General features: G+C 62.8%; 12 protein-coding genes and 1 pseudogene. 8 read left to right on the top strand and 5 right to left on the bottom strand.

The window, feature by feature from the left end; translation table 11 throughout:
* Positions 1-25 precede the first annotated feature (25 nt).
* Both HB860_RS03510 and HB860_RS03505 read right to left on the bottom strand, forming a co-directional pair.
* Positions 26-745, bottom strand: a complete 720-nt coding sequence (locus HB860_RS03510) for a fimbria/pilus periplasmic chaperone (RefSeq protein WP_247625756.1) — start codon at positions 743-745, stop codon at positions 26-28.
* Between the two features lie 52 nt (positions 746-797).
* Positions 798-1,337, bottom strand: coding sequence for a fimbrial protein (locus HB860_RS03505; RefSeq protein WP_025326137.1), 540 nt, complete (start codon positions 1,335-1,337; stop codon positions 798-800).
* 250 nt (positions 1,338-1,587) lie between these two features.
* Here HB860_RS03505 and HB860_RS03500 point away from each other — a divergent pair.
* Positions 1,588-2,415: pseudogene (locus tag HB860_RS03500) on the top strand (peptidoglycan DD-metalloendopeptidase family protein).
* Between the two features lie 66 nt (positions 2,416-2,481).
* Here the strand turns inward: HB860_RS03500 and HB860_RS03495 are convergent.
* A complete protein-coding gene (locus HB860_RS03495) occupies positions 2,482-3,819 on the bottom strand; it encodes an MATE family efflux transporter (RefSeq protein ID WP_247625755.1) in 1,338 nt (445 codons plus the stop codon).
* A 153-nt stretch (positions 3,820-3,972) separates the two neighbouring features.
* On the opposite strand from HB860_RS03495, the gene mscM reads away from it, so the two are divergent.
* The 7 genes from mscM to frdD all read left to right on the top strand — a co-directional run bounded on the left by mscM (position 3,973) and on the right by frdD (position 13,845).
* Positions 3,973-7,248, top strand: a complete 3,276-nt coding sequence (gene mscM, locus HB860_RS03490) for a miniconductance mechanosensitive channel MscM (RefSeq protein WP_247625754.1) — start codon at positions 3,973-3,975, stop codon at positions 7,246-7,248.
* A 77-nt stretch (positions 7,249-7,325) separates the two neighbouring features.
* Positions 7,326-8,003, top strand: a complete 678-nt coding sequence (locus tag HB860_RS03485) for a glycerophosphodiester phosphodiesterase (RefSeq protein WP_247625753.1) — start codon at positions 7,326-7,328, stop codon at positions 8,001-8,003.
* Between the two features lie 159 nt (positions 8,004-8,162).
* A complete protein-coding gene (locus HB860_RS03480) occupies positions 8,163-10,040 on the top strand; it encodes a methyl-accepting chemotaxis protein (protein WP_139435729.1) in 1,878 nt (625 codons plus the stop codon).
* A 515-nt stretch (positions 10,041-10,555) separates the two neighbouring features.
* Positions 10,556-12,340: a fumarate reductase (quinol) flavoprotein subunit gene (frdA, locus tag HB860_RS03475; RefSeq protein WP_247625752.1), complete on the top strand. Its 1,785-nt coding sequence runs from the start codon at positions 10,556-10,558 to the stop codon at positions 12,338-12,340.
* Complete coding sequence (locus HB860_RS03470) at positions 12,333-13,067, top strand: succinate dehydrogenase/fumarate reductase iron-sulfur subunit (RefSeq protein ID WP_139435732.1); 735 nt, start codon at positions 12,333-12,335, stop codon at positions 13,065-13,067. Before frdA ends, HB860_RS03470 begins: the two co-directional genes overlap by 8 nt.
* Before the next feature lie 11 nt (positions 13,068-13,078).
* Complete coding sequence (locus tag HB860_RS03465) at positions 13,079-13,477, top strand: fumarate reductase subunit C (protein WP_139435736.1); 399 nt, start codon at positions 13,079-13,081, stop codon at positions 13,475-13,477.
* Between the two features lie 11 nt (positions 13,478-13,488).
* Entirely contained in the window at positions 13,489-13,845 is a 357-nt protein-coding gene (gene frdD / locus HB860_RS03460) for a fumarate reductase subunit FrdD (RefSeq protein ID WP_025326128.1), read from the top strand.
* 76 nt (positions 13,846-13,921) lie between these two features.
* On the opposite strand, the gene HB860_RS03455 is transcribed toward frdD, so the two are convergent.
* Both HB860_RS03455 and HB860_RS03450 read right to left on the bottom strand, forming a co-directional pair.
* On the bottom strand, positions 13,922-15,142 hold the full coding sequence (locus HB860_RS03455) for a winged helix-turn-helix domain-containing protein (protein ID WP_247625751.1): 1,221 nt from the start codon (positions 15,140-15,142) through the stop codon (positions 13,922-13,924).
* 74 nt (positions 15,143-15,216) lie between these two features.
* A complete protein-coding gene (locus HB860_RS03450; protein ID WP_247625750.1) occupies positions 15,217-15,858 on the bottom strand; it encodes a class I SAM-dependent methyltransferase in 642 nt (213 codons plus the stop codon).
* Between the last annotated feature and the right edge of the window lie 99 nt (positions 15,859-15,957).

The raw sequence follows: 15,957 nt of genomic DNA, 5'->3' as shown, positions 1-15,957 counted from the left end.
GGGCCCGCTCCGGCATCTTCCGGGATCAATTGAAGACGAATTGGCCCACCTCGCGGGCACCATAGTCGTTGAGCCAATAGAAGGTCACGGCCTTGGCATGGACGACCCCGGACAGCGGCTCAAGGGGAAAATCGAAGCTGCCCCCCGGCGCCACCATGCCGCCACTTGAGTTGCTGTAGCGCTGCGACGACGCCGTCGCCTGCAGCTCCAGATTGCTGATGCTGACGTGATAGAGGCTGGGGTTGCTGGCACGCAGTGCGTAACCGTCCCCCTGCCGGATCAGGCGCCAGCTCAACTGCTTGGCGGAACGCTCGACATTGCCAGGCAGCCCGGAAGGCCGGTAGAACATCTTGATCCGTGAGCGGAAGGCGAGCTGCACCAGATTCTGACCCGCCTGGGTCGACTTCACGCTCGGCGGCACCTCCAGCACGTTCAGCCAGAACACCGACTCGCGATCCTGGGGCAGCCCCTGCCCCACATAGGCCAGGCGCAGGGACTGGCCACGCTGGGCCTCGATGCGGGTGATGGGAGGGGTTACCAGGAAGGGGAGTGCCTCGGCGCCGGGCCGGATGCGGCGATCGCCCGCATCTATCCACACCTGTACCAGCGAGGGGGTGCTCCCCTTGTTGGTCAGCTCCAGGGTGACCTCACGGGCGTTGGCCGGGTAGATGACCCGGGTGCCCGAGATCTGGACATGGCCCCAGGCCAGCCAGGGCAGGAGCAGCACGCACCAGAACATGAGCATCAGCCCCGCCCTGCGGGGCCGATGGATGCGAAGCGCCTTCATGGCAGAGCGCTCAGTGGTAGTCCAGGGAGTAGATGAGATCCGCCGAGACCAGGCCGGCACCGACGGCACCTGTGGCTATGTACTGGGCGCTGTAGTAGAGGGTTGCCCCCCCGGTGGCACTGAAGTTGACCAGCACGTTGTTGCCTGTGTTGGTCCTCAGATCGATGGGGGTGCTGTTGGCCGAGAGGATCTGCACCTCGACGTTCTGGGCCGGGTTCTTGCCGCCCGAGGCGACGGCCTTGTTGCTGAGGTTGCCCGTGGTCTGCTCCACCCCGATGTTTTCGAAGTAGGCCCGCACCGACCCCGTGGTCGGGCAGCTGGTGAGGGCGAGGTTGAAGCCTGTCGCCCCCGCGGTCTGGCCTATGCTGCCGAGCGCATTGGTGCTGACGGTCGGCAGGGTCACGGTCGCCGACGCCGTCCCACCATTGACCGCGATGGCACAGGTCCCGGCGGTCACCTCGCCATTGATGGTAATGACCCCGTTGAAGGCGGCAACGGGTGCCGACATCCCCATGGTGAGTCCGAGTATCAAGAGAGCCTTCGTCTTCATCACAACCTCCACCTGTCCCTGGATGTCGCTGGCGACTGCTTTTCTCCTGCCAGTGCCTTGCTGCCTGCCGCCATAGGTGCCATTCAAAGACACCTTTAGTGACACATTAGTAAATAGCACAGAGTTCTCACTCCTGCCCTGTTCCAGGCAATCCCTGACGCACCCCATGACCCGAGGTGACGGACAGCCGGGCAAGAATGTGGCATCATTTTCCCCCTTTTATCTCACCGCCTTGTTCGATGGAGCCACCATGCGCCGCCTGTTCTTCCTCGTTCTGCTGCTCGGCAGCGCCTCCCTTCATGCCGAACCCGGCTTCATCAGCCGATTGCTCAACCACCCGGTGCCGGGGGGCGTGGCCGTGGTGCCGCTGGGGGATGGGCCCAAGGCGCCCGCCGCGCGCTATCAGGACAAACCGGTCCTGGTGGTGCGGGAAGAGGGGCGGCACTGGATTGCCATCGTCGGCATTCCGCTCAAGAGTCAGGCGGGCCCCCATCAGCTGCAGGTGAGCGATGGCCGCACCCTGGGCTTCACGGTCGGCAACAAGCACTATCGGGAGCAGCACATCAAGCTGAAGAACACCCGCCAGGTCAATCCGCTGGCCGAGGACATGGCCCGCATCAACCGTGAGCTGGCCGAGCAGAACAAGGCCTACCAGACCTTCAGCCCGGCCCAGCCGAGCAACCTGCTGTTCGACAAACCGGTCTAGGGCCCCCTCTCCAGCCCGTTCGGGCTGCGCCGCTTTTTCAACGGCGAGGAGCGCAACCCCCACTCCGGTCTCGACTTCGCGGTCGGTGCCGGTACCCCCATCAAGGCACCGGCCGCCGGCAAGGTGATCCTCATCGGCAACTACTTCTTCAATGGCAATACGGTGTTCGTCGATCACGGTCAGGGGCTCATCAGCATGTTCTGCCACATGTCCAAGGTGGACGTGAAGCTGGGCCAGAGCCTGCCCCGCGGCGGCATCGTCGGCCGGGTCGGCGCCACCGGTCGCGCCACAGGTCCCCACATGCACTGGAACGTCAGCCTCAACGATGCCCGCGTCGACCCTGCCATCTTCATCGGCGCCTTCAAGCCCTGATCCGGGCAGCACGAAACGAAAAAGGCAGCCCGGGCTGCCTTTGTCGTTCATGGAGAGAGGGGCTAGTCACGGGGCTGCGGCATGCTGCCCGGCCTCCTTGCCCATGGCCCGCCACATCACCAGTACCAGCAAAGTGCTGCAGGTGGGCAGTGCCAGCCAGACCCCGGCCACTCCCCACAGGGAGGAGAAGCCCCACAGGAAGCCGCCAATCAGCACCAGCTTGCCCCCGGTGAGCAGGGAGGCGATGCGGGCCCGGTTGATGGCCTGGAAATAGGTGGCCCCCACCAGCAGCAGGCCTTCCATCGGCAGCCCCCAGAAGTAGAGCCAGATCCCGAGCGTCGCCACCGGCAGGAGGGCCGCGTTGTCCCCCGCAAACAGATAGACCACCCCCTCGGGCCAGACATAGAGCGGTATCATGCCGCACAGCGCCACCGCCAGGGTCACCCCCAGCGCCAGGTTGCGCACCCGCAGCACCCGCTGCCAGTTGCCCGCCCCGGCATTGAAGCTGGCGATGGGCTGGATGCCCATGGCGATCCCCTCGAAGATGAGATAGAAGAAGGCCTCGCTGTAGCTGATGACGCCGTAGGCGGCCACGTGCAGGGAGCTGCCGACCGACAACAGCGCCTTGTTGTGCAGCGCCAGCACCACAGAGAGATAGAGGTACATCAGGAAACTCGACACCCCGAGTCGCAGCGTCTCCCCCATCAGGCGCCAGTCCGGCACCAGGGTATCCAGGCGAATGCGCAGCTGGCTGCGGGGGGTGAAGAAGTGCCACAGGCAGAGGCCCCCGGTCACCGCCTGGGAGAGCATGGTGGCGATGGCCGCCCCCGCCAGTCCCCAGGGGATCACCGCCATCAGCAGGTAGTCGAGCAGCACGTTGAGCACGCCGCCCCCCACCAGGATCCAGGTGGTGAGGCCGGGTCGCCCGTCGTTGCGTAGCAGGGCGGTGAACGCCATGGAGAGCACGGCAAAGACCCCGAGCCAGGCGTACCACTGCAGGTAAGCGAACCCGGCGTCGAAGATGACCCCCTCGGCCCCCATCCAGGTCAGCATCTCCTTGCCGTACCGGATGCCGATGAAGGCGAGCACGGCGGAGGCGATGAGCACCATCACCAGGGCATTGCCGACGATGTGGCGCGCCTTGGCCTGCTCCCCCTTGCCCAGATAGAACGAGGCGAGCGACGAGGAGCCCATGCCGATCAGCGCCCCCACCGCATAGAGCACGGCGCAGATGGGGTAGGCCAGCATCATGCCCGCCAGGCCGTCCTGACCCAGGATATGGCCGACGAAGATGCCGTCTATGGTGACGTAGATGCCGGTGACCAGCATGGCGGCGACCGTCGGGGTGACGTAACGCAAAAAGAGACGAGAGAGGGGGGCCGTGCCCAGATCGACAGTGGACATAAATTGCTCAAGGGAGGGGAACGGCCAGAATAATAGCCAAACAAGACCCGGATCACCCGTTATTTATGTTGCAGATCATTAATGTGGAAGGCTTTACCCACCCCTGCCCCTGCTTTAGGCTAAGGCGACTTCTCATGAACGGAAACGTGCGCCATGTTGCAACGCCTGCTCTGCCTGATGCTCTGTCTCAGCCTGCTCCCCTTCTCCGCTGCCCAGGCCGATGATGCCGTCACCCAGGTGGAAGAGTTGCTGCAAAGCGTCCCCAAGACCGACAGCCCCGAGAACCAGCAACTGCGGGAGAGCTATCAGCAGGCACTGCAGTATGCCCGGGATGCCCAGCGCTACCGGGAGCAGGGCAAGGCCTATCAGCAGATCCTCATCGACTATCCCAAGGAGTCGGCCCGCCTCAAGGAGAGCCTGCACAACTATCAGCCCCAGTCACGCCCGCCCCTCTCCTCCCTCAAGGAGGAGGCGCTGCGCCAGGCCATCAGCCTGAGCAGCAACCGCCAGATCAACCTGCGCAAGGAGCGCCAGGCGGTGACCGACAGCCTCAACCAGCTGGAGAGCACGGGCCAGGAGTACCATGTGCGGGTCGATGAGCTGCGCAAGCAGTTGCTGCAGACCCGCTCCCAGCTCGATCGCTTGAGCTTCAGCAACGAGTCGGACAGGCTGCAGGAGGCCCAGCAACTGGCCACCCGCCTCAAGGAGCAGAGCCTCTCCGACCGGATCCAGATGCTGGAGCTGGAGCAGCTCTCCGCCCAGCAACGCAACGATCTCGGCAAGCTGAAGCTGCAGGAACTCAACCTTGCCATCACGGACGAGGACGAGTGGCAGAACAGCCTGCTCAACCAGCAAAACCAGCTTAGGCGAGAAAAAACGGAGCAGGCGCTGGCGGAAAGCGAGCGGCTGCGCCGGCAGCTCACCTCGGATCTGCCCCTGCTGCAGGAGCAGCAACAGCAGAACCAGGCGCTCTCCCTGCAACTCGGCGCCCTGGAAGATCAGATAGAGCGGGTACAGGACGAGCAGCGCGGCATCGACACCTCCCTGTCAGGGCTGAGCGATCTGGTCAACTCGGTGCGGGAGCAACTGGAGTGGCTGCAGATAAGCAACGCCTACGGCGAAAACCTGCGCAGCAAGCTGGCGGATCTGCCTGCCTACTTCCCCCTGGAGAAGCTGGAGTCCGACATCGTCAAGGCGCGCATGGCGAAGTACCAGTACGAGACAGAGCAGGATGCCCTGAAGGATCCCGTGCAGATCCGCAACAACCTGCTGAGCGGGGATGAGATCACCCTGGACAGGGCCCAGCGCGCCGTGCTCGACAACCTGCTCAAGGCCAGACGCCAGCTGCTGACCCGGCTCAACGACGCCTCGGATACCCTCATTCAGGAGCAGACCCGGCTCAAGCTGCTCTACAGCCGCCAGAACAGCAAGATCGACGAGATCCGCGAGATCAGCGCCAGCCACCTGTTCTGGATGCCGGACGTACGCCCGCTCACCCCGGCCGTCCTGCTCGGCGTGCCCACCGCCCTGAGCCTGCTGCTCGATCCCGTCAACTGGCTGCAACTGCCCAGGGCCATAGTGGAAAACAACCCCATGACCCTGACCCTGGCGGGGCTCGGCCTGCTGGTGCTGGCCTGGTGCTGGGCCAAGCTGGGGCGCCACCTGGTGCAGTACAGCCACTACATAGCCCCGCGCATCGGCAAGGTGACCCAGGACAAGTTCAGCCTCACCAGCCGGCTGCTGGTGCGCTCCCTGCTCGCGGCCCTGCCGCTGCCCGCCATGGTGCTGATGATGCGCGGCCTGCTGGACGGCGCCTGGCAATACCCCTTCGCGGTGGCGGTGGCCCGGGGCCTTGGCGAGATCTGGTTCCTGCTGCTGGCGCTGCTGGTCGCCCGCCATCTGACCCTGGAGAAGGGGATCCTCATCCTCCATTTCCGCTGGCCAAAGGAGTCGGTACAGCGGGTCTGGGGCCAGTTCCGCACCCTGCTGCTGGTGCTGATCCCCAGCTTCTTCGTGCAGGGCATGGCCAACAGCTATCAGGAGCACGCCGTCTACGACTCCCTGGGTCGCCTCGCCTTCATCATCGGTGCCCTCTGGCTGCTGCTCTTCTTCGCCCGCCTCAACCGGGAGAGGCTGCCGCTCACCTGGGGCCAGGCGGACATGACCAAGCCCCACCTGCTGCACCACTTCATCTGGAACAGCCTGATGCTGGCCCCCCTGCTGGCGGTGCTGGGCTCCCTGTTCGGCTACTTCTATACCTCCCGCATCCTGCTGCGCCAGCTGGAGCTGAGCCTGCTGGCGGGGCTCGGCTGCCTGCTGGTCTACTACCTGGCCCATCGCTGGATGCTGATCCAGCGCCGTCGCCTCGCCTTCGATCGCGCCAAGAGCAAGCGGGCCGAGATCCTGGCCCAGCGGGAGCGAGAGGATGACGACTTGAGCTCCGAGATCCCGGACGCGGTGGAGGAGCCCGAGCTGGATCTGGACACCATCAGCGCCCAGTCCCTCGGCCTGGTGCGCACCCTGCTGATGCTGGGCTTCACCATGCTGGTGGTGGTGCAATGGTCGGATCTCAACTCGGCCTTCAGCTTCCTCAGCAGCATCGAGGTGTGGCAGGTGAGCAGCAAGGTGGCCGGCATAGAGCAGCTCTCCGCCATCACCCTGCAGGATCTGATGCTGACAGCCTTCGCCTTCATCCTGACGGTGGTCACCGCCCGCAACCTGCCGGGGCTGATGGAGCTCACCCTGCTCCAGCACCTGAGCCTCTCCCCCGGCACCGGCTTCGCCCTGACCACGGTCAGCAAGTATCTGGTGATCCTCATCGGCGCCCTCACCGGCTTCTCCATGCTCGGCATCGACTGGTCCAAGACCCAGTGGCTGGTGGCGGCGCTCTCGGTGGGGCTGGGCTTCGGTCTGCAGGAGATCTTCGCGAACTTCGTCTCCGGCCTCATCATCCTGTTCGAGAAGCCGATCCGGCTCGGCGACACCGTCACCATTCGCGATCTGACCGGCACTGTCACCAAGATCAAGACCCGCGCCACCACTATCGTGGACTGGGACAGGAAGGAGATCATCGTCCCCAACAAGGCCTTCATCACGGAGCAGTTCATCAACTGGTCCCTGTCCGATGCCATCACCCGGGTCAAGCTGCGCATCCGCATCGGCCTGACCCAGGAGCCCAAGCGGGTGCAGCAGCTGCTGGAGCAGTGCGTGCAGGAGTCCACCCTGGTGCTGGATACCCCCACCCCAGAGGTGTTCCTGATCGAGTTCACCGACTCGGCCCTCATCTACGAGATCCGCCTCTACGTCAACAACATGGATCACCGGATGCCGATCACCCATGAAGTCCATTCGCTGATCCTGGAGAAACTCAACCAGCTCGGCATGCCTCTGCCCCACCAGCAGATCGACATTCGGATGAGCCGGGGATGATGGACCCCTCCCCTTGTGAAGGGGAGGGCCGGGGTGGGGTTATCACCATCCCCCAAAGACGACAACAGGAGCAACGAATGCAGATCATTGCCCATCGCGGTGCCAGCAAACTGGCGCCGGAGAACACCCTCAAGGCGATGGAGATAGCCATCGCACTCGGAGTCGGCGCCATCGAGCTCGACGTGCAGTGGGCAGACGGCGAGCTCTGGGTCTTCCACGACCGGCGGCTGGAGCGTTGCACCGACGGCCACGGGGTGCTGACCGAGCAGTCCCGGGACTATCTGGCGAGCCTGGATGCGGGGGACGGGGAGCGGATCCCGACCCTGTGGCAGGTGATGGGCCTGGTGGCGGGACGCTGCGAGCTGCACATCGAGCTCAAGGGGGCGCACACCGCCGAGCCGGTGGCGGCCCTGACCCTCCGCGCCGAGGCGGAGCTTGGCTTCACCCCGGCCCACTGGATCGTCTCCTCCTTTCACCATCCCGAACTGGCGCGCTTCAAGGCACTGCGGCCAGAGATCCGGCTTGGCGCCCTGACCGCCAGCCTGCCGCTGCACGGTGCCCGTTTCGCCGAAGAGCTGGGAGCCTGGTCCCTGAATTGCGACGTGGATTTTGTCGACGCCGGGCTGGTGGCGGATGCCCATCGCCGTGGGCTCAAGATCCTGGTCTACACGGTCGACGAACTGAGTGATGGGGCTGCCTTGGCGGCCATGGGTGTCGATGGCATCTTTACCAACCGACCAGATCGATTCAGCTGAGTATCGGCGCGCCCTGGCGGCCCATCAGGAGGTGAAAAAAGATCGAAAATTTCCTGTGCACCGGGATACATAAAGTCCACTTTCAGCCGATACAGAGTTGGCTCATAACAATAACAAACACCACACAGATCTCAGACCGACGCTCACAAGGATGTAAACATGAATCTATCCATCAAGAACAAGCTGGTCCTCGCCATCGGGGCCATTATCCTGGTCATCTCCAGCCTGCAGGTCTGGTACAACACCACCCAGCTGCGCAGCGAAACCCAGCGGCTGATCTGGAGCTTCATCGACGACAGCTCCATCTCCAACGTCAAGGGGATCTCCCGCTGGCTCGATGCGCGCATCAATCTCGTCACCGCCACCAAGGAAGCCTTCACCAAGGAGGATGAGCCCCTCAGCCACCTGGCCCAGTCCATGAACGCAGGCAACTTCGACCTGGTCTATGTGGGTACCAAGGATGGCCGGATGATCCAGAGCAAGCAGACCAACCTGCCTGCCGGTTATGATCCGCGCCAGCGTCCCTGGTACAAGGACGCCATGGCCGCCGGCAAGCTCGCCATCACGGCCCCCTATGCCGATGCCTCGTCTGGCAACCTCATCATCACCATCGCCGAGCCCTTCAGCCGTGGCAACACCGACGGCGTCATCGCCGGTGACGTCTCCATCGACGGCCTGGTGCGCGACGTGCTGGCCATCAACTCGGAAGGCACCTACGCCATCCTGGTGGACAGCAACGGCACCATCATAGCCCACCCGGACAAGGCGCTGACCCTCAAGCCCGCCACCGCCCTCTCCCCCGAGCTGACGGCGGCCAAGGTCAACGAGCTGGCCCATGACAACACCATCTCCGAGATGGATATCAGCGGCAAGGCCAGCGTGTTCGACCTTACCGAGATCCCCAATACCAACTGGTATTTCGGCATAGTGGTGGACGAGGCGGTCGCCTACCAGTCCGTCTCCCGCATGGTCACCTCTGCCCTGCTGCAGGGCCTGCTGACCATACTCATCGTCGCGGGCTTCTCCTACGTGGCCATCAACAGCTCCCTGGCCCCGCTGAAGACCCTCGGCGAGGCGATCGCGGATCTCTCCCGCGGCAACGGCGACCTGACCCGCCGCATCAAGATCGAGCGGGAAGACGAGGTCGGCACCGTCGCCAAGCACGTCAACACCTTCATCGAGCGCATCCACGTCATGGTGCAGGACATCTCCAACTCCTCCGGGCAGCTGAACCAGCAGGCCAGGTCCTCCCACGACATGGCGGAGAAATCCAACCAGGGTCTGGCGCGCCAGCAGAACGAGATCTCCCAGATAGCCACAGCGGTGCACGAGATGTCCGCCACCGCCGTCGAGGTCGCCAGCAATGCCGAGCAGACCGCGGAGGCAGCCCGCAGCTCCTCCAGCAGTTGCGAGCACGGCAAGCAGGTGATCGCCCGCAACCAGCGTTCCATCACGGATCTCGCCACCCAGGTCAAGCAGGCCTCCGGCATCATCCAGGAGCTGGAGAAGAACGCCCAGGAGATCAACACCATACTCTCCACCATCCAGGGCATCGCCGAGCAGACCAACCTGCTGGCACTGAACGCCGCCATCGAGGCCGCCCGGGCCGGTGAGCAAGGTCGCGGCTTTGCGGTGGTCGCCGACGAGGTACGGGTGCTGTCACAACGCACCCACAGCTCCACCGTCGAGATCCGCAGCATGATAGAGACGCTGCAGCGCAACACCCAGGGGGCCGTCAGCACCATGCACGAGGGCCAGCTGCTGGCCCAGAACAGCGTGGAAGATGCGAACGATGCCACCCAGGCCCTGGAGCAGATCACCACCTCCATCAACCAGATCTCCGACATGGCGACCCAGATCTCCAGTGCCGCCGAGGAGCAGCGGGCGGTGACCGACGAGGTCAGCCGCAACATCCAGGCGGTCAAGGACGTCTCGGACGAGCTGGCGGTGGATGCGGACAGTTCACGCAATCTGTCGGCTCAACTTAAAAATATTTCAGGTGAGCTCAACAATCAGGTCGGTATGTTCCGCATCTGATCGAACCAATCAAAAGGGGCCGTCCAGGCCCCTTTTTTTATATAAACCCTTTTCGTTTCAATGGTTATAATTCCCTTTCGACACCGGACACCCTGTGATCCGCCTCTCCATTCGAGTATCATTCTGACGCGACTGGTGCCTGCCCTGACTATATTCGCATTACTTTTTTCGATGTTTTTTCAGCATCCCCAAGGTGATAATAGTTATCACTAAACATTTCTGATAAAAAACTTAAAAACTTTAGGGGTAATACCTAAAAAGAGAGGCATTTCTCATTTTTTTGAAAGAAAACTACGTACAATCTTGGGGTTAAAATCACCAGAGTAGCGAGTACGGCTGATCCAGATCACTGATGGATGGCGATAATGACGGCATTTTCATCCAAGGAATGGGGTGGTTGTAATAAAAATCACCGTTGCCAAGCACTAAAACAAAGCAGTTTGACTTGCATCAAGCCTGAATTTTTTTCATAGAGCAAAATCGTGCCCAGCAAATCTATCCCTAAGGAGGCAGATGTGGATATTATCAAGACCGATGTTGCCATCATCGGTGCCGGTGGCGGTGGCCTGCGTGCCGCAATCGCCATTGCAGAAGCCCACCCGGAGCTGGAAATCGCCCTGATTTCCAAGGTTTATCCGATGCGCAGCCACACCGTGGCCGCCGAAGGTGGCGCCGCAGGCGTCGTCCGTGATGACGACTCCCTCGAAAACCACTTCAACGACACCGTCTCCGGTGGCGACTGGTTGTGTGAGCAGGACGTGGTCGAGTACTTCGTCAACAATGCCACCAACGAGATGATCCAGCTGGAGCACTGGGGCTGCCCCTGGAGCCGCAAGCCGGATGGCAAGGCCAACGTCCGCCGTTTCGGCGGGATGAAGATCCCGCGCACCTGGTTCGCCGCAGACAAGTCCGGTTTCCACATTCTGCATACCCTGTTCCAGACCTCCATCAAGTACCCGACCATCAAGCGCTATGACGAGCACTTCTGTCTGGATCTCATCGTGGACGATGGCCGCGTCCAGGGGGTACTGACCTTCGACATCCAGAACGGCATCACCCGCTTCATCCAGGCCAAGTCCGTGGTGCTGGCCACCGGCGGTGCCGGTCGCGTCTACCGCTACAACACCAACGGCGGCATCGTCACCGGCGACGGCATGGCGCTGGCCTACCGTCACGGCGTGCCTCTGCGTGACATGGAGTTCGTCCAGTATCACCCGACCGGCCTGCCGGGCACCGGCATACTGATGACCGAAGGCTGTCGTGGCGAGGGTGGCATCCTGCTCAACAAGGATGGCTACCGCTACCTACAAGACTACGGTCTGGGCCCGGAAACCCCGGTCGGCCAGCCGAAGAACAAGCACATGGAGCTGGGTCCGCGCGATCGTCTCTCCCAGGCATTCTGGCAGGAGCAGCAGAAAGGCCGCGTGATCCAGGGCCCCATGGGCGACGTGGTTCACCTCGACCTGCGCCACCTCGGCGAGAAGTACCTGAAAGAGCGTCTGCCCTTCATCTGCGAACTAGCCAAGGCCTACGTGGGTGTGGATCCGGTCAAGGAGCCGATCCCGGTCCGTCCGACTGCCCACTACACCATGGGCGGCATCGAGACTGACGGCAAATGCGCCACCCGCATGCCGGGCCTCTACGCCGCTGGCGAGTGCGCCTCCGTCGGTCTGCACGGCGCCAACCGTCTGGGCTCCAACTCCCTGTCCGAGATCGTGGTGTTCGGCAAGGTGGCCGGTGAGCAGGCAGCCGAATTCGCGGCGACCCAGCAGCACGGCAACACCCAGGCGCTGGCCGCCAAGGCCGAGGCACTGATCAAGCAGCACCTCTCCCTGCTCGACATCGACGGCACAGAAAACCCGGCCGATATCCGCAACGAGCTGGGCATGTCCATGGAAGCCGGCGTCGGTATCTACCGTACCGAAGAGCTGATGCAGGGCACCATCGACAAGATCAACGAGCTCAAGGCCCGTTACAAGAAGGTCAAGATCAACGACAAGTCCTCTGTCTTCAACACCGACCTGCTGTACGCCATCGAACTGGGCTACATGCTGGAAGTGGCCGAAGCCATGGCCCACTCCGCCCTCAACCGCAAAGAGTCTCGTGGCTCCCACCAGCGTCTGGACGGTTACGAGGAGCGGGATGACGTGAACTACCTCAAGCACACCCTCTCCTTCTACAACCAGGAAGGCGCCCCGACCATCGATTACTCCGATGTGAAGATCACTAAATCCCAACCGGCAAAACGTGTGTACGGTTCCGAGGGTGAGAAACAAGACGAGGCTAAGAAGAATGGCTGAGATGATCGAAATTGAAATCCTGCGCTACCGTCCCGAGCAGGATAACGAGCCCTGGATGCAGACCTTCCAGGTACCTTACCTCAAAGAAATGTCCCTGCTGGATGCCCTGCAATACATCAAGGATCAGCTGGACTCCACCCTGAGCTTCCGCTGGTCCTGCCGGATGGCGATCTGCGGCTCCTGCGGCATGATGGTCAACGGCATTCCGAAGCTGGGTTGCAAGACCTTCCTGCGGGACTACCTGCCGGGCAAGATGACCATAGAGCCCCTCAACAACTTCCCGATCGAGCGCGACCTGGTGGTCGACATGTCCGATTTCATCGAGAAGCTGGAGAGCATCAAGCCCTACATCATCCCGAGCGAGCCGCGCAGCCTGTGCGACGGCGAGTACACCCAGACCCCGGCCGACATGGCGAAGTATCACCAGTTCTCCATGTGCATCAACTGCGGTCTGTGCTACGCCGCCTGCCCGCAGTATGGCATCAACAAGAAGTTCACCGGCCCGGCGGCCCTGGCGCTGGCCTATCGCTACAACGCCGACAACCGCGACAGCGCGTCCAGGGAGCGGATGAAGATCATCAGCCAGGACGAGGGCGTCTGGGGCTGTACCTTCGTGGGTTACTGCTCTGATGTCTGTCCGAAGGGCGTGGACCCGGCCGCCGCCATCCAGCTTGGCAAGGTCGAGAGCGCCAAGGACTACATGATCGCCATGTTCAAGCCGGATTGAGGAGTGAGACCATGAACAACACAGAGAGCAAACGTAAGCCCTACGTGCGCGAGATGAAGAAAGACTGGTGGCTGAAGAATGCCTTCTACACCGGCTACATGATCCGCGAAGGCACCAGCATCTTCGTCTCCATCTACGCCGTGGTGCTGATGTGGGGTCTGATGCGTCTGGTGCAAGGTCAGGAGGCGTTCAACGGCTGGCTGGAGTCCCTGCAGAGCCCCATCGCCATCCTGTTCCACGTCATCGCCCTGGCCGCCTGCCTGTTCCACGCCAAGACCTGGTTCGCACTGGCCCCGAAAGCCATGCGCATCTTCCGTGGCGAAGACCTGGTGCCGGAGAAGCCAATCGTCATTGCCCAGTATGTGGCACTGGCGGCGGTATCCCTGCTGATCCTGATCATCGTGGCTTGAGGAGATTAATGATGAGACGTTCTGACGAACCCATTTACTGGGGACTCTTTGGTGCCGGTGGCATGGTGGTTGCCATGCTGCTGCCGGTGATTGTCCTCATTACCGGTCTGCTGGTGCCCATGGGCATCATGGACGTGGAGACCATGAGCTACGAGCGCGTGCTCGCCTTCGCCAGCTCCTGGTGGGGTGCCTGCATCCTGCTGGTCATCATAGCCCTGCCCATCTGGCACGGCATGCACCGCATCTACCACGGCCTGCATGATCTGGGGATCCACACCACCAAGCTGCACCACTACGTGTTCTATGGCTTCGCCTTCCTGGTGTCCGCCATCACGGTCGGCCTGCTGATGGTGCTGGTGCTCCAGTAATCCTTAAGTTGCCAGCAACAGATGATAAAACCGGGCCCAGTGCCCGGTTTTTGTTTGGCTGATATGCAGCGGCGGGCTAAGGGCCCGGCGTTGGCCACAGGGCCAGCAGGGGCGCGGGGATGGCGCCAAGTTTCAGGGTCGGGGTCTGGTGCCAGTCGGCCAGCTTTTGCAGCGCCTTCTCCAGATCCTGCGCCAGGGTGCGCGTCACCCTGACCCCGTCTTCCAGATAGAGGCTCTTGACCTCGAACACCCCCTCCTTGCGATGGGCCTTGGCGTCCATCCTGCCCACCAGCTTGCCGCGATGCAGCAGGGGCAGCACGAAGTAGCCGTACTGGCGCTTGGGGGCCGGGGTGTAGCACTCGATGCGGTAGTCAAAGCCAAAGAGCTCGCTGGCACGCTTGCGATCCCACACCAGGGGATCGAAGGGTGAGAGCACGGCGGTGTGGGTCGCCTTGAGGCTGCCAGCCTGGGCCTGGGCCAGCTCATCGGCCAGAGAGGCGTGAACGAAAGCGCCGTGCTGCCACCCCTCCACCCGCACCGGCAACAGCTCCCCCTCGTCCGCCAGCTGATGGAGCAGAGCATCGTATTTGCCTCGCTTGAGCCGGTAGTAATCCGCCACCCAGCCGGTCTTGACCAGCCCCAGCGCCCGGCAGCTGGCCCGCACCATGTCCCGCTGGGCCTGCTCGACACTCGGCAGATCCCGCTCGTCGTTCCACTCAGGCATGACCCGCTCGGCGAGATCGTAGACCCGCTGGAAGTTGCGCCGCTCGCGCACCATCAGGCGCCCTGCGGTGAACAGCACCTCCAGGTGGCGCTTCTCGGGCTTCCAGTCCCACCAGCCGTTGCCCTTGCCCTCCTTGCGTTCGAAATCGCTGGCCCGCACCGGGCCATCCCGGCGAATGCGCTCGACTATCTGCTCTATCTCGCCGCCGTGGGTCTTGAGCCACTGGGCGGAGAACTTCCAGCCCATGGCGGCGGGATCCAGCATGCGATGGCGCAGCAGCCGGTAATCTTCCCGGGGGACGAAGCAGGCCTCGTGGGCCCAGTATTCATAGATTTCGCCATCGGCCAGCAACTGCTCCAGCCAGCGCGGATCGTAATGGCCGAGCCGGCTGAACAGCACCAGATAGGGGCTGCGGGCCACCACAGATATGGTGTCTATCTGCAGCAGCGCCATGCGCCTGATGCAGGCCAGCAGATCGGAGGGAGAAGCCTTGGCGCGGCGCGGGGTCAGCAGCCCCTGGGCGGCGAGTTGCAGGTGGCGGGCGTCTTGCAATGACAAATGGGGGATCGACATGGAAATAGGGGCATCCGTTCCTGGGTTTCAGGCCACCAGCATGCCCAACTCATGGCCAAATGAAAACGCCCGTCTCAGGGTTTGACGAGCACGGCCACATCGGCGTGGGGAAACTCGAGCTGCGCCTGCCAGCGGGCCGCCAGGGCGCGGAACGAGGCCTCGGCGAAGAAGACGATGTGGGTCGGATCGTGACGGTAGCGCCAGCTCTTGAAACGCTCGTCCCCCAGCACCCGCTGGGTCTGCAACACCAGCACCCCGCCGGGGTTGAGGCAGGCCCAGAGCCCGTCCAGCACGGCGCGGGGAGCGGCCAGGTGCTCTATCACCTCGGTGCTGGTGATGAAATCGTAGCGACGGGTGAGCAGCTCGGGCTGGTCGGCATAGAACTTGTCGTAACCCGCCATATCAAAGCCCGATTCCCGCCCCATGGCGATGAGGGCAGGCCCGGGACCGCAGCCGAAATCGAGGCCGCTGGCAGGAGGGCTCACCCGGGAGAGCACCTCGCCGAAGGCCCGCATCAGAAAACCGCGATAACGGGGATCGTCCACTTGGTTGTCGTGCCCGTCATAGACCGCCTTCTCGGCGCCCTCGTCAAGGTGATCCGCCTCATCCAGCCAGACCAGCTCGCAGTCCAGACAACGGTGATAGCGCTTGCCCGCCACCGGCAGGGGGTAGCTGTGGCGAGCCGAGCAGAGGGGGCAGCTGGCGCTTGATGACATGACGGATCCTCCTGGGTGACAGCCGCGCAGATTGCCTGCCCGCCGCCTCCCTGACAACTTTTTTTACTCCTTAAGGGTTTCTTAAGTTTGCCCTTTTAC

Origin of the sequence: Aeromonas genomosp. paramedia (genome assembly GCF_023093515.1) — a bacterium.
Lineage (GTDB): Bacteria > Pseudomonadota > Gammaproteobacteria > Enterobacterales > Aeromonadaceae > Aeromonas.
The sequence above is the reverse complement of the archived record's forward strand: the minus strand, read 5'-3'. Positions and strand labels throughout refer to the sequence as shown.